Raw genomic sequence first — 12,234 nt, 5'->3', positions numbered from 1 at the left:
GCTTCCCGCCGCTTTGCGTTTCTTGTGATCAGGAATCTCTATATGACGGTGCAAAGCAACCATTTTCAGGCCCGGTCATGTCCCTTCGCTCTGTCTGCGTCTTTTGCGGCTCTCGCGCGGGCCGGAACCCTGCCCATGTCATCGCGGCCCGCGAGACGGGCGAGATGCTGGCCCGCAACGGCTGGCGGCTGGTGTTCGGGGCGGGAGATGTGGGCCTGATGGGCGAGGTGGCAAAGGCGGCGGGCGCGGCGGGCGCGCCGATGCTGGGAGTCATCCCGGTGCATCTTCTGGGCCGCGAACGGACGGACCGCGACCGCGCCGCGCTGGTGGTCACCGAGGACATGCATGAGCGCAAGAAGGTGATGTTCATGAATTCGGACGCAGTGGTGGTGCTGCCGGGCGGGGCGGGATCGCTGGACGAGTTCTTCGAGGTCCTGACCTGGGCACAGATCGGCCTGCACCGGAAGCCGATCCTGCTGCTGGACGTGCAAGGCTACTGGGAGCCGCTGTTGGGGTTGATCGACCACGTGATCGCGGAGGGCTTCGCGGACACCTCGCTGAAAGGGCATTTCCGCGCGGTGTCGGATGTCACTGCGCTGGAGGCAGAGTTGACCCTGGCGTTGGAACAAAGCTAGAATCGACAACGGCCCGCAGAGCGATCTGCGGGCCGTATTTCATTCTTTTCAACCGACTAGAGAGCCGCGGCGACAGATTCCCAGTTCACCAGCTTTTCCAGGAAGTTGGTCAGGTAGGCGGGACGCTTGTTGCGGAAGTCGATGTAGTAGGAATGTTCCCACACATCACAGCCCAGAAGCGCGGTCTGGCCGAAGCACAAGGGGTTCACGCCGTTCTCGGTCTTGGTGACCTTGAGGCTGCCGTCCTTGTCCTTGACCAGCCAGGCCCAGCCCGAGCCGAACTGGCCGGCACCGGCGGCGGAAAAGTCGTCCTTGAACTTCTGCACCGAACCGAAGCTGTCAGTCAGCGCCTTTTCCAGCGCGCCCGGCATCCCCTTGTTCTCGCCCGGAGCCATCCAGGTCCAGAACATGTTGTGGTTCCAGTGCTGGGACGCGTTGTTGAAGATGCCGTTCTGCGCGACGGCACCGGCCTGGTAGGTGCCGCGTATGATGTCCTCGACGGACTTGTCTTCCCATTCGGTGCCCGCAATCAGCTTGTTGCCATTGTCGACATAGGCCTTGTGGTGGAGGTCGTGGTGATACTCCAGCGTCTCCTTCGACATGCCAAGCGAGGCGAGCGCGTCGTGGGCATAGGGCAGATCGGGAAGGGTGAAGGGCATGGGAGTTCTCCTGTTGAGTGCTTGCGACGAATAAGAGGGCTCGGCGCGGGAAGGTCAAGGCCAAGCGGCATCAAGAGAACGGTTGGCAGGAGGAAGAGGTTCCCGGAAGGATGCCCGGTCAGGTCAGACCGGCCTGCAACGGCCGCGGCCTTCGAAGGTGTTGCTGTAGTCTCCTCCCGGCGCGGCGCGGACAACAAGCGTCTGGTCGCCTTTGAAGAACGACGCGCGGAACTGCATGTTGGCGGTCTGGCCGGTGCGGTTGGTCATGCGGACTTTCCAGGTGAGGACCAGCTTCTTGGCCGTGTCCTCGGCGACCTGGGCCGTCATCGGCTGTTCGTCGTTGAAATAGAGGATCAGGCCGTCCGAGACGATCGCCTGTCCGCTGGCCGCATCATGCTGCAGGATATAGACGTCGGTGATGTAACCGCCCCCAGCGTTCGAGCGGTTGATGCTGCATTCCAGGGTAAGGGCCTGCAAGAGCGAGGGAAACGCCATGAGGGCTGCAGATAGCACAAGGCTGCGACGGGTCATGCGATCACTCGTCCGGGTTACGGGGGTCCAGTGAAGGCGAACGGCGACAGCCCCGTCAAGGGAGCCGTCGCCGCAGCTGGTTCAATGCCCGGTCATGCCTGTCGTCGTGCCTGTCAAAGCTCGCTGCCCGGCTGGGCCGAGTGGGTCAGAAGACCCATCACGTAGCCCGCGACCGAGCGGAAGCAGACCACGGTGAAGCCTGCGTCCTGCGCCCACATCGCAGCGGCGACCTGGGCGGCACGGGTGCGGCGAAGCTCTCCGGGTTGCAGCATCTCGAAATCGACGGGCGAGAGCTTGCGCAGGACGTCGGCGGCCTTGTCGCCCTCGACCCGGAAGATCGCGCGGGCGTCCGACACGTCGACGGCAAGGTGATGCTCACCCGCCAGGGACTTGGCCAGAGAGGCGAGGGTTGCGGAGACCTCGGCGTAGGGCACGATCAGCAGGTATTCGTCCGGGCTCATCCAGCCACAGGCCTTTTCGCCGTTGATCTCGATCCGGCGCGGCGCGGGAAGCTTGGTGTCGGTGACAGCCTTCACCGCCTTGTCCAGCGCCTTCACTCCCTTGGCACGGAGCGTGATCATACCCAGGGGGCCGATTTCCCGAATGGTGGCAAAGCCGTGGAAGCTGGCGCCACCCAGTGCGCTGACTGGTTCAGACATTCTGCTTCTCCCCATCCTTGTCAAAGAAGACCGCGTCGCGGACGCGGGCCTTCACGGTGCCACCGGCGGCGGTGTTGAACTCCACGATCTCGCCCATGCGGGTCGGGCCATGCTTCAGAAGCCCCATCGCGATGCCGCGCTTGAGGGTCGGCGAATAGTAGGTCGAGGTCACGCGGCCCTGCACGTTGCGCTGGCCGTTGCCGTTCACGCCATCGGCGATGATGTAGCTGCCGTCCGGGACGACCGAGCCGTCAAGCGTGTCGAAGCCCACCAGTTTCCAGCGATCTGGGCTGGCCAGGAAGGTGCGTTCCTGGCCGCGCTTGCCAAGGTAGTCTGCCTTCTTCTTCGAGATCGCCCAGTCAAGGCCAAGGTCCTGCGGGATGACGGTCCCGTCGGTTTCGTCCCCGATCATGATGAAGCCCTTTTCGGCCCGCATGATGTGAAGACATTCCGTGCCGTAGGGCATGGCGCCAAGAGCTTTTCCTGCTTCGACACAGGCGTCCCAGAAGGCCGCGCCGTGGCTGGCGGGGACGGCGATTTCGTAGGAAAGTTCACCCGAGAAGCTGATCCGGTAGGCACGGACCGGGAAACCGCCAAGGGTGCCGTCCACCCATTGCATGAACGGGAGCGCCTCTTTGGAAACATCCATGCCGCCAAGGACTTGGAGGAGTTTCCTTGCGTTCGGGCCGACGACCGCGACCTGGGCGTATTGCTCGGTCACGTTGGCGGTGTAGACCTTCCAGTCCCACCATTCGCATTGCAGCCAGTCCTCCATCCAGGCGTGGATGCGGTCGGCCCCGCCCGAGGTCGTGTGGCAAAGCCAGGTGTCCTCGTCGATCCGGGCGACGACGCCGTCGTCCGAGAGGAACCCCTGTTCGTTGCACATCAGCCCGTAGCGGCATTTGCCGATGGGAAGCGTGGACATGACGCCGGTGTAGAGCATGTCGAGGAATTTCCCGGCATCGGGGCCCTTGACGATGATCTTGCCGAGCGTCGAGGCATCCAGCAGGCCGAGGTTCTGGCGGGTGTTCAGGACCTCGCGGTGGACGGCCTGTTCGTGCGTCTCGCCAGCGCGCGGGAAGCAGTAGGGGCGGCGCCAGAGGCCGACGGGTTCGAAGTAGGCGCCTGCCGCTTCGTGCTGGGCGTGCATGGGCGTGCGGCGGAGCGGCTGGAAGATGTCTCCGCGCGATTCGCCTGCCAGCGCGCCGATGGTGACGGGCGTGTAGGGCGGGCGGAAGGTGGTGGTGCCGACCTGCGGGATCTCTTGACCCAGACTGTCAGCAAGAACGGCGAGTCCGTTGATGTTGCTTAGTTTTCCCTGATCGGTCGCCATGCCAAGCGTGGTGTAGCGCTTGGTGTGTTCGACGGAGACATATCCTTCGCGGCTGGCGAGTTGGACGTCACTGACCTTCACGTCGTTCTGGTAGTCGAGCCACATCTTCGAGCGCAGTTGGATCGGTGCGCCTTGCGGCATGACCCAGACGGGCGGGATTGTGACGGTCGCGCCCGTAAGGGTGAGGTCCCCGGCGGCGCTGCCTACGACTTCGACCATTGCCGAACCGTCGTGGTTCAGCGGCGGGCGGGAGGGGTCGGGGATGAAGGCCGAGAGGGTCTCGTCCCAGGTGAGCTTTCCGCCGCAGTGGCTCCACAGGTGGACGACGGGGGACCAGCCGCCGGACATGGCGACGGCCTCGCAGGCGATTTCTTCCTGGACCGAACCTTCTCCAGCTTGCGCGCAGACGGCGACGCCGGTGACGCGCTTGCCGCCTTTGACCTTGGCGATGGCCTTGCCGGTCAGGACGCGGATGCCAGCGGCGCGGGCGGCTTGCGGCAAGGCGCCGTCAGCGGTTTCGCGGGCGTCGAGGATGGCGGGGACGTCAAGGCCAGCGGCCTTGAGCGCCAGCGCTGTCTGGTAGGCAGAGTCGTTGTTGGTGACAACGACGGTACGGTCGCCGGGCGAGACGGCGTAGTTCACCACATAGTCACGGACCGCGGCGGCCAGCATCACGCCGGGGATGTCGTTTCCGGCGAAGGACAGCGGGCGTTCGATGGCGCCAGTGGCGGTGACGATCTTGCCCGTGCGGATGCGCCAGAGGCGGTGCTTCGGGCGACCGTCGCCGGGTGTGTGGTCTGCGACGCGTTCGTCGGCCAGGACATAGCCGTGGTCATAGACGCCGAAACCGCAGGTGCGGGTGCGGATCGTCACGTTGTCGCGGGCCATGAGGTCGGATTCCATCGCGGAGATCCAGTCCTCGACCGGCTTGCCTTCAACCTCGGTGTCATCGACCGGGGCACGGCCGCCGAGGATGGGCGTCTGCTCCAGCAGGATCACGCGTTGGCCCGCGTCAGCGGCGGCTTTCGCGGCTTTCAAGCCTGCGACCCCTGCCCCGACAACCAATACGTCGCAGAAGGCATATGCCTGTTCGTAGCGGTCGGCGTCACCTTCGGTGGGCGCCTTGCCCAGACCGGCGGCACGGCGGATGATAGGCTCGAAGAGGTGCTTCCACGCCGGGCGCGGGTGGATGAAGGTCTTGTAGTAGAAGCCTGCGGGCATGAAGCGGGCGGCGTAGTTGTTCACCACGCCCACATCGAATTCCAAGCTGGGCCAGTGGTTCTGGCTGGTGGATTCGAGGCCGTCGAACAGCTCGGTGGTGGTGGTGCGCTGGTTCGGTTCAAGCCGACCGCCCGCGCCAAGGTTGACCAGCGCGTTCGGTTCCTCTGGCCCAGCGGCGACGATGCCGCGCGGGCGGTGATACTTGAAGCTGCGACCGACAAGCATCTGGTCGTTGGCCAATAGGCCAGCGGCGAGGGTGTCGCCCTGGAAACCCTTCAGGCGCTTGCCGTTGAAGGAGAATTCGACAGGCTGGGTCCGGTTGATCAACCGGCCGCCCTTGGCGAGACGCGTGCTCATTTCGTGACCTTCCCATCAGGCTGCCAGCCGGGGCGGCGGGCCTGGATCTTTGCGATGATGTCGGCGGGGGGTTCGGAGACCTGCGCGGGGTAGGTCCCGAACACCTCAAGCGTGGCGGTGCAGCGGGCGGCAAGGAACCATTTGCCGCAGCCGTAGGTGTGCCGCCAGCGTTCGAAATGGACGCCCTTGGGGTTCTTGCGGGCGAACATGTAGGCTTCGAATTCTTCCGGCGAGGCGCCGGGGCCGAAGCGCTTCAGGTGCGCCTCGTAGCCGGGCGAAAGTTCGGTCTCTTCGGCCTTCACGCCGCAGTAGGGACATTCAAGGATCAGCATGAGGGTCTTCCCAATTGTGCGGGGGTCATTCTTCGTCGTCCTGCGCGGCACCAAGGCCCTTGCGGAAAAAGGTGAGCAGCTCTTCCAGCGGGATGGACAGGCGGTCGGGTGCGACGCCAACAAGCCAGTCGGCAACCCGGAACGGCACCATGTTGGCGGCGGCAAGTTGTGCGATGCAATTGTCCTCGCCCGAGGTGCCCGGCGTGGTGTGGACCAGGACCAAAGACGGGCCGAGGGCCGCGAGGTCGAAACTTTGCATGACCTGCACCTCATGGCCGCCGGCATTGATCGCGACTATCTGAGTGCTGGCGACACCCAGTTCGCGCAGGACGGCATCAAGGCGCAGGAAAGGGACTTCAGTCGCAACGACAAGGTCGTCCGGCGTGTCCGACGGCACGATGCGGTCACGGATCAGCGAGGCCCGGCCACGTGGACCGCGACGACTGCGCGCTTCAGCCTGAGGCGTGAGGGAATAGAGCGGCAGGTTGGCCGGGACGTCCGACACACCGAGGTTCAGCACTGCCACGCGGTCGCTGGCGGAGTGAAGCTCTTCCAGGCGGGCGAAACTGGCGGGGTGCGGCTCGACCAGAAGGCCGGACCAACCGTCATCACGGAACCGCTGCAGGAAGGGAAGCCCGGCCTCGCCGGTGCCGCAGCCGATGTGCAGCACGAAGACCCGCCCCTTGTGTCGATCATGCACCCCGTTCAGCAGCATCGCCAGGATCGCCGTGTCCAGCTTGTGCGCCCGGCGCGGGGTGAAGGGGCCAAGGTCGCGGATCATGGCCGCGCCCCCGGCCAGGACAGGGCGCGCGCCGCTGGGCGCGCGCCACGAAGGCCCGTGTTACGGGTTGGTTGCAGGTGCTGCCGGAGCGGTCTCGACCGGCTCGGCAGGGGCAGGCTCGACCGGAGCGACCGGTTCGGCAGCGGGCTCGTCCGCGTCGATGGTGACATTGGTCGTGCTGTCGGCAGGCGCAGCTGGTTCGACAGTGACATTCGTGGTGCCGGCAGCCGGGGTGTTGTCGACGACAGAGCCGCCGGTGTTGCCGAAGACGAGCCAGAGGATGAAGCCCACAGCGACGACAAGGCCGCCGACGATAAGGGCCATACTGGCGCCGGAGCCTTCGGTCGTGCGCGTGTCGCGGACGTAGGTTTTGGTTGTGTCGTAGGTTTTGGTCGTGTCGTTGTCGGCCATTGGAGCATCTCCATGCACAGTTGATCTGGCATGGAAACGCGGGCGACGGACGCAAGGTTCCGCCCGGTCAGAAGATCGGCAGGGAGTCGCCGATCCTGGGTCATCAGTGCGCCACCCCGGCGGCGACGGATTCGTCGATGAACTGGCCTTCCTTGAAGCGCCACATGCTGAACTCGGCCGCAAGTGGCCCGGGCTCGCCCTTGGCCATCAGTTCGGCCATCGCCCAGCCCGAGCCGGGGATCGCCTTGAACCCGCCGGTGCCCCAGCCGCAGTTGATGAAGCAGTTGCCAAGCGGCGTCTTGGAGATCAGCGGTGAGCGGTCGCCGGTCATGTCGACGATGCCGCCCCACTGGCGCAGCATCTTGAGGCGCGAGATCATCGGGAAGGTCTCGACCAGGGCGCGGAGGGTTTCCTCAATGTGGTGGAAGGACCCGCGCTGGGTGTAGTTGTTGAAGCCGTCGGTGCCACCGCCGATCACCATCTCGCCTTTGTCGGATTGCGACATGTAGCCGTGGACGGTGTTGGCCATGACGACCACATCCATGCAGGGCTTTATCGGTTCGGAGACAAGCGCCTGAAGTGCCACCGCTTCAATGGGCAGGCGGAAGCCGGCCATCTCGGCCAGTTGGCCGGAGTGTCCGGCGACGACCATGCCAAGCTTCTTGCAGCCGATGAACCCGCGCGTGGTGTCGATGCCGGTGACCTGGCCGTTTTCCGACCGGACGCCTTTGACTTCGCAGTTCTGGATCACGTGCATGCCCATGGCCGAGCAGGCGCGGGCGTAGCCCCAGGCGACCGCGTCGTGGCGGGCAGTGCCGCCGCGCGCCTGGTAAAGCGCGCCGAGGATCGGGTAGCGCGGACCGTCGATGTTGATGATCGGCACCAGTTCCTTGACGCGTTGCGGCGAAATCCATTCCGTCTGCACGCCCTGCAGGGCGTTGGCGTGGACTGTGCGCAGGTAGCCGCGCACCTCGTGGTGGGTCTGGCCCAGCATCAGAAGGCCACGGGGGCTGAACATGACGTTGTAGTTCAGGTCCTGCGACAGGGTCTCATACAGGCTGCGCGCCTTTTCGTAGATCGCGGCCGACGGGTCCTGGAGATAGTTTGAGCGGATGATCGTAGTATTCCGGCCGGTGTTGCCGCCGCCAAGCCAGCCCTTCTCGATGATCGCGACATTGGTGAGCCCGTAGTTCTTGCCCAGGTAGTAGGCGGTCGCGAGGCCATGCCCCCCTGCCCCGACGATGATCGCGTCGTAGGACGCTTTCGGCTCGGGCGAGGCCCAAGCGCGTTCCCAGCCCATATGGTAGCGGGCAGCTTCGCGGGCGATGGCAAAGACCGAATAGCGCTTCATCGGGGCCTCTTGTCGGACGGAGTGCGCCGGACAGTCCGGCTGTGATGTCTTGGAACGGTTGTGGGTTATAGCCACACCCCACTGCGGCACAATCGGGAAAAATGCGACATTCGATGCAGGCAGGCAGGGGGCGTCGGTCGCAGCCGCGCCCGCTGCGGCCGAATACCCCTTTCTTGGCCAGTCTGGAAACACTATGTCGGGCGGGAAAAGTGGGCGGAGTGAAAGTGGGCGGAGTGACGGGCACCATGACAGCGGGAGTGTTCTGGGCAGTGGCCATCGGCCTGGCGGCTTTGGTCGCCTATATGCTGATCGGAGCCTTGCGCCGGGTGCCTGGCCAAAACAACAGCGCCGAAGCCGACTTGGCCGTCTACCGCGACCAGCTGGCCGAGATCGAGCGCGATCTGGCGCGCGCAACAATCGCGGCGCCGGAAGCCGAGCGGCTGCGTGCCGAAGTCGGCAAGCGCGTGATCGAGGCGGACAAGGCACGCATGACCGGATCTGTCACGGCGGGAAGCACTTCGACGGCGGTCCTCGTCGCGGTCATCATCGCCGTCGTCGTGCCGGGGGGCATGGCGGCCTATTGGGCGCTGGGTGCCCCCGGCTATCCCGACATGGCGCTGGAACCGCGGCTGGCCGGGCTGGATGACGCGATCCGGGCTCGCCCCTCGCAGGAGGCCGAGCTGGCGACCCAGGGCCGCACACGCGACATGGCGCTTGATACGCGGCTGTCGGCCGAGCTTGCGGCAGCGACCGATACGGAAGCACTGCGCGCCCGTTTCCAGCAACATTTCGAGGCTGGCGAGATGCAGGCAGCTGTCCGGGTGCAAGAGCGCCTGATCGCCCTTCAGGGCGAGGCCGCCTCAAGCCAGGGATACGCGATGCTGGCTTTGGCACTGACCCTGGAAGCGCAAGGCTACGTGTCACCGGAGGCGGAGGGCGCTTTGCGGGCCAGCCTCCAGCGCGACGCCTCGAACGAGATTGCGCGCTATCTGGTCGGCGAGATGTTCCGCCAGGGCGCGCGCTTTGACCGGGCCTTCCAGTTCTGGCGACCCATCGCCGAGAGCGGCACTCCGGGATCGCCCTTTGTTGCGGACGTGCGGGCCAAGATCGAGCAAGTCGCGGAACTTGCGGGAGTCCGCTATGCCCTGCCGGCCTCCGTCGCCTCTGGCCCGACAGCCGGTGATGTGGCGGCCGCGGCGGAGATGGCGCCCGAGGAGCGCCAGGCGATGATCGAGGGCATGGTGGCGCAGCTGTCGGACCGGCTGGCGACCGAGGGCGGTAATGTCGAGGACTGGAACCGGCTGATCCGGTCGCTGGCGATCCTGGAACGGTTGCCTGAAGCGCAGAAGATCTACGACGAGGCGAAGGACAGATTCCAGGGACGGCCGGCGGAGTTGTCGTTCCTGCGGCTTGCGGCAGTCGAGACGGGGCTGAGCCCGTGATCTGCGCGACGGTCGAGGCGTTCCTGGCCTCCCTGCCCCCGAACCGGGCGATTGCTGGCCTGGACCTTGGCGACAAGACGATCGGCGTGGCGCTGTCGGACCTGCGTCGGCGGGTGGCGACGCCGATCGAGGTGATCCGGCGCGAGAAGTTCACTGTGGATGCCGCCAAGCTATTGGCGCTTCTGGAGGCACGGGGGGCCTTCGGGATCGTGCTTGGATTGCCGCTGAATATGGATGGATCGGTGGGTCCTCGCGTACAGGCGACGCAGGCCTTTGCGCGGAACCTTGAGAAGCTGACGGCACGGCCGATCTGCTATTGGGATGAGCGTCTGTCGACAGTTGCGGCAGAAAGGGCACTCCTGGAGGCGGATACGTCAAGAAAGCGTCGCAAAGAGGTGATCGACCAAGTGGCAGCGGGCTATATCCTGCAAGGCGCGCTGGACCGGATGGCGCATATGGGGCGGGGTGAGCTTTCGTGAAGGACGATGTCTGGAAGCGTGACGAAATCGCCTCGCCTTGCGTGAAGCTGTGCGTGGTCCACCCCGAGGCGCGGATCTGCGTCGGCTGCTTTCGGTCGATCGACGAGATTTCCGGCTGGTCGCGGATGACGCATGAGGAGCGGGCCTCGGTGATGGCCGAACTGCCTGCCCGCGCGCCGACGCTGGCCAAGCGACGCGGCGGGCGCATGGCCCGGCTGGAGCGCTAGCTGAGCGGAGCGCCTTGCGGCGCGGAGTCTTCAGGTCGCCTGCGCGGGACTTGCGCCCGCTTGGCTTCAGATGGGGGTTTCACCCCCAAACCCCCAGGATATTTGTGGACAGGAGAAATCAGGGCTGGGTCAGCCAGGCCTCGACCGTCACAAGCTGCGGACGGAGGTACGCGATGATCCGGCCTTCGGGCGGGGCTTCGTCCTGGGGTTTCCAGGGAGCGACGCCGTGCAGGGTGAGGCGGTGGAGGAGCGTGGCTTCTCCGGGTCTGGCGGGAAGTTCGATGCGGCGGCAGGTGGCGAAGATTTCGCGGCGCGCCTGTTGGTAGGGTTCTGTGATGTCGATTTCGCCCCAGGTTTGCGGGGGGTGGGGCTTGAGCGCCTTCAGCAGCGCGGTGCGGATCAGTTGGTGGCTACCCTCCCAGACGGTGAGCGGCGAGGCCCGGGTGTCGTTCAGGGGCAGGCCCAGGATCCAGGCGTGGGGTTCCTTCACCATCCGACGCTTGTCGGGGCCGACCGGGAGAAGGCCGTCAAGATGGGCGGCATCGCGGTCGCGGCGGAAGGCGAAGGCGGCGGGCCTTTCCTCGGGCGAGGGCTGCGGGTAGCCGGGGCGGATGACCGACAGCTGGGCCTGGTGCAGAGGTTCGGGCGTGAGCGGCAGAGCGTCCCAGGGGAAGGGCGTGCCGTTGATCGCGCCATAAGGAGTGTTGGGCAGGGCATCTACGCCGACGAACCAGGTGCCGCCGCAGCGCCAGCGTTCGGTCGTGGTGGCGAGGGTGTCAAGGGCGGCTGCGCGGGCAGTGTCCGCCCAGGCGGTGATCGCCGGGTGTGGACCGATCTTCTGCCAACCCGTCCCTACCATCCCAGGACCTTGCGCAGCATGTTCAGAGCGACAAGCGTCAGGAAGACAGCGAAGGCGCGCTTCAAGGGTTTGGGGTTCATCGCGTGGGCAAGGCGCACGCCCAGCGGCGTGGTCAGTAGCGTCGTGCCGATCACCACAAGGAAAGCGGGAAGGTTCACGGCCCCGATGGTGTAGGGGGGCGCGTCTGCGATGGAAAGGAGCAGAAAGCCCAGGACCGAAGGCACGGCGATCAGGACTCCGAAGCCCGAGGCGGTGGCAACGGCGCGGTGGATCGGCATGGCGTAAAGTGTCATCAGGGGTACGCCGAAGGTGCCGCCGCCGATGCCCATCATGGCGGAAAAGAAACCGACGGCCCCCGCCAAGAGGCTGCGGACCGGCTGGCCGGGCATCTGGGTGCCCAGCCGCCAGTTGTCACGGCCGAAAGCCATCCAGAGGCCGGCCAGACCCGCGAGCGCCCCGAAAACCGCCTGCAGCGTCATCGATGAGACCTTGCCGGCCACGAACGTCCCGATGGCGGCGGCGATCACCAGACCCGGGCCCCAGGTCTTCAGCACCTCCCAATCGACCGCGCCCTTCTTGTTGTGCGAGGACACCGACCGCAGCGAGGTGATGACGATGGTCGCCATCGAGGTCGCGACGCAGACCTGCATGAGCTGGTCGCCGCCATAGCCCAGGTGGCCGAAGGCATAGAAGAAAGCCGGGACAAGGACGATCCCGCCGCCAACCCCAAGTAGGCCGCCGACCACGCCTGCGAAGGCTCCGATCACCAGAAGGACTGCGAGCATGGGAAGAAGGTCGGCAAGTTCGGGCATGGGTCACCTTCGGTCTTGGCCCTTGGACATAGCCCGGAGCACAGCGCGTGGCCAGTGGCGAAAGGGGGGGCGAAAGGGGGGGCGAAAGGGGATGGCCAACATGGATACCGAATGGTATGTAGCCGGTCCCACAGGCGAGTCGAGG

At 65.7% G+C, this 12,234-nt stretch carries 14 protein-coding genes; 4 read left to right on the top strand and 10 right to left on the bottom strand.

The annotated features are described in order from the left end of the window. Window positions 1-77: 77 nt before the first annotated feature. A complete protein-coding gene (locus tag Q8M85_RS22375) occupies window positions 78-635 on the top strand; it encodes a TIGR00730 family Rossman fold protein (protein WP_305548957.1) in 558 nt (185 codons plus the stop codon). A 56-nt stretch (window positions 636-691) separates the two neighbouring features. On the opposite strand, the gene Q8M85_RS22370 is transcribed toward Q8M85_RS22375, so the two are convergent. The 8 genes from Q8M85_RS22370 to Q8M85_RS22335 all read right to left on the bottom strand — a co-directional run bounded on the left by Q8M85_RS22370 (window position 692) and on the right by Q8M85_RS22335 (window position 8,270). Next, window positions 692-1,294, bottom strand: coding sequence for a superoxide dismutase (locus Q8M85_RS22370; RefSeq protein ID WP_305548954.1), 603 nt, complete (start codon window positions 1,292-1,294; stop codon window positions 692-694). Window positions 1,295-1,417: 123 nt separating this feature from the next. Beyond that, window positions 1,418-1,825, bottom strand: a complete 408-nt coding sequence (locus Q8M85_RS22365; RefSeq protein WP_305548951.1) for a hypothetical protein — start codon at window positions 1,823-1,825, stop codon at window positions 1,418-1,420. Window positions 1,826-1,938: 113 nt separating this feature from the next. Further along, complete coding sequence (locus Q8M85_RS22360) at window positions 1,939-2,484, bottom strand: sarcosine oxidase subunit gamma (protein ID WP_305548948.1); 546 nt, start codon at window positions 2,482-2,484, stop codon at window positions 1,939-1,941. After that, complete coding sequence (locus Q8M85_RS22355) at window positions 2,477-5,395, bottom strand: sarcosine oxidase subunit alpha family protein (protein ID WP_305548946.1); 2,919 nt, start codon at window positions 5,393-5,395, stop codon at window positions 2,477-2,479. The genes Q8M85_RS22360 and Q8M85_RS22355 overlap by 8 nt, the downstream gene beginning before the upstream one ends. Next, window positions 5,392-5,727, bottom strand: coding sequence for a sarcosine oxidase subunit delta (locus tag Q8M85_RS22350; protein WP_305548944.1), 336 nt, complete (start codon window positions 5,725-5,727; stop codon window positions 5,392-5,394). Before Q8M85_RS22350 ends, Q8M85_RS22355 begins: the two co-directional genes overlap by 4 nt. 25 nt (window positions 5,728-5,752) lie before the next feature. Beyond that, window positions 5,753-6,508, bottom strand: coding sequence for an FkbM family methyltransferase (locus tag Q8M85_RS22345; RefSeq protein ID WP_305548941.1), 756 nt, complete (start codon window positions 6,506-6,508; stop codon window positions 5,753-5,755). A 60-nt stretch (window positions 6,509-6,568) separates the two neighbouring features. After that, window positions 6,569-6,919 (bottom strand): hypothetical protein, encoded by a 351-nt coding sequence (locus tag Q8M85_RS22340; RefSeq protein ID WP_305548939.1) that lies wholly within the window; start codon window positions 6,917-6,919, stop codon window positions 6,569-6,571. Window positions 6,920-7,022: 103 nt separating this feature from the next. Next, on the bottom strand, window positions 7,023-8,270 hold the full coding sequence (locus Q8M85_RS22335) for a sarcosine oxidase subunit beta family protein (protein ID WP_305548937.1): 1,248 nt from the start codon (window positions 8,268-8,270) through the stop codon (window positions 7,023-7,025). A gap of 245 nt (window positions 8,271-8,515) precedes the next feature. Here Q8M85_RS22335 and ccmI point away from each other — a divergent pair, with 245 nt between their 5' ends. From ccmI to Q8M85_RS22320, 3 genes are read left to right on the top strand one after another with little or no spacing between them, the layout of a single operon-like run. Further along, entirely contained in the window at window positions 8,516-9,712 is a 1,197-nt protein-coding gene (gene ccmI / locus Q8M85_RS22330; protein ID WP_305548934.1) for a c-type cytochrome biogenesis protein CcmI, read from the top strand. After that, on the top strand, window positions 9,709-10,191 hold the full coding sequence (ruvX, locus tag Q8M85_RS22325; protein WP_305548931.1) for a Holliday junction resolvase RuvX: 483 nt from the start codon (window positions 9,709-9,711) through the stop codon (window positions 10,189-10,191). Before ccmI ends, ruvX begins: the two co-directional genes overlap by 4 nt. Further along, the gene (locus Q8M85_RS22320) at window positions 10,188-10,418 is read left to right on the top strand and encodes a DUF1289 domain-containing protein (protein WP_305548928.1); all 231 of its coding nucleotides are present in this window, start codon (window positions 10,188-10,190) and stop codon (window positions 10,416-10,418) included. The genes ruvX and Q8M85_RS22320 overlap by 4 nt, the downstream gene beginning before the upstream one ends. 118 nt (window positions 10,419-10,536) lie before the next feature. On the opposite strand, the gene Q8M85_RS22315 is transcribed toward Q8M85_RS22320, so the two are convergent. Together Q8M85_RS22315 and Q8M85_RS22310 are read right to left on the bottom strand one after the other, a co-directional pair. After that, window positions 10,537-11,277, bottom strand: coding sequence for a hypothetical protein (locus tag Q8M85_RS22315; RefSeq protein ID WP_305548925.1), 741 nt, complete (start codon window positions 11,275-11,277; stop codon window positions 10,537-10,539). Further along, complete coding sequence (locus tag Q8M85_RS22310) at window positions 11,271-12,089, bottom strand: sulfite exporter TauE/SafE family protein (RefSeq protein WP_305548922.1); 819 nt, start codon at window positions 12,087-12,089, stop codon at window positions 11,271-11,273. Before Q8M85_RS22310 ends, Q8M85_RS22315 begins: the two co-directional genes overlap by 7 nt. Window positions 12,090-12,234: the final 145 nt, after the last annotated feature.

Origin of the sequence: Tabrizicola sp., assembly GCF_030694085.1 — a bacterium.
Lineage (GTDB): Bacteria > Pseudomonadota > Alphaproteobacteria > Rhodobacterales > Rhodobacteraceae > Tabrizicola.
This window is presented reverse-complemented; position numbering and strand designations above follow the sequence as displayed.

What these genes read in the sequence shown, in the direction of transcription:
- Q8M85_RS22375 (WP_305548957.1), top strand. Translation starts at nt 78, where the DNA reads ATGTCCCTTCGCTCTGTCTGCGTCTTTTGCGGCTCTCGCGCGGGCCGG.
- Q8M85_RS22370 (WP_305548954.1), bottom strand. Translation starts at nt 1,294, where the DNA reads ATGCCCTTCACCCTTCCCGATCTGCCCTATGCCCACGACGCGCTCGCC.
- Q8M85_RS22365 (WP_305548951.1), bottom strand. Translation starts at nt 1,825, where the DNA reads ATGACCCGTCGCAGCCTTGTGCTATCTGCAGCCCTCATGGCGTTTCCC.
- Q8M85_RS22360 (WP_305548948.1), bottom strand. Translation starts at nt 2,484, where the DNA reads ATGTCTGAACCAGTCAGCGCACTGGGTGGCGCCAGCTTCCACGGCTTT.
- Q8M85_RS22355 (WP_305548946.1), bottom strand. Translation starts at nt 5,395, where the DNA reads ATGAGCACGCGTCTCGCCAAGGGCGGCCGGTTGATCAACCGGACCCAG.
- Q8M85_RS22350 (WP_305548944.1), bottom strand. Translation starts at nt 5,727, where the DNA reads ATGCTGATCCTTGAATGTCCCTACTGCGGCGTGAAGGCCGAAGAGACC.
- Q8M85_RS22345 (WP_305548941.1), bottom strand. Translation starts at nt 6,508, where the DNA reads ATGATCCGCGACCTTGGCCCCTTCACCCCGCGCCGGGCGCACAAGCTG.
- Q8M85_RS22340 (WP_305548939.1), bottom strand. Translation starts at nt 6,919, where the DNA reads ATGGCCGACAACGACACGACCAAAACCTACGACACAACCAAAACCTAC.
- Q8M85_RS22335 (WP_305548937.1), bottom strand. Translation starts at nt 8,270, where the DNA reads ATGAAGCGCTATTCGGTCTTTGCCATCGCCCGCGAAGCTGCCCGCTAC.
- ccmI (WP_305548934.1), top strand. Translation starts at nt 8,516, where the DNA reads ATGACAGCGGGAGTGTTCTGGGCAGTGGCCATCGGCCTGGCGGCTTTG.
- Q8M85_RS22315 (WP_305548925.1), bottom strand. Translation starts at nt 11,277, where the DNA reads ATGGTAGGGACGGGTTGGCAGAAGATCGGTCCACACCCGGCGATCACC.
- Q8M85_RS22310 (WP_305548922.1), bottom strand. Translation starts at nt 12,089, where the DNA reads ATGCCCGAACTTGCCGACCTTCTTCCCATGCTCGCAGTCCTTCTGGTG.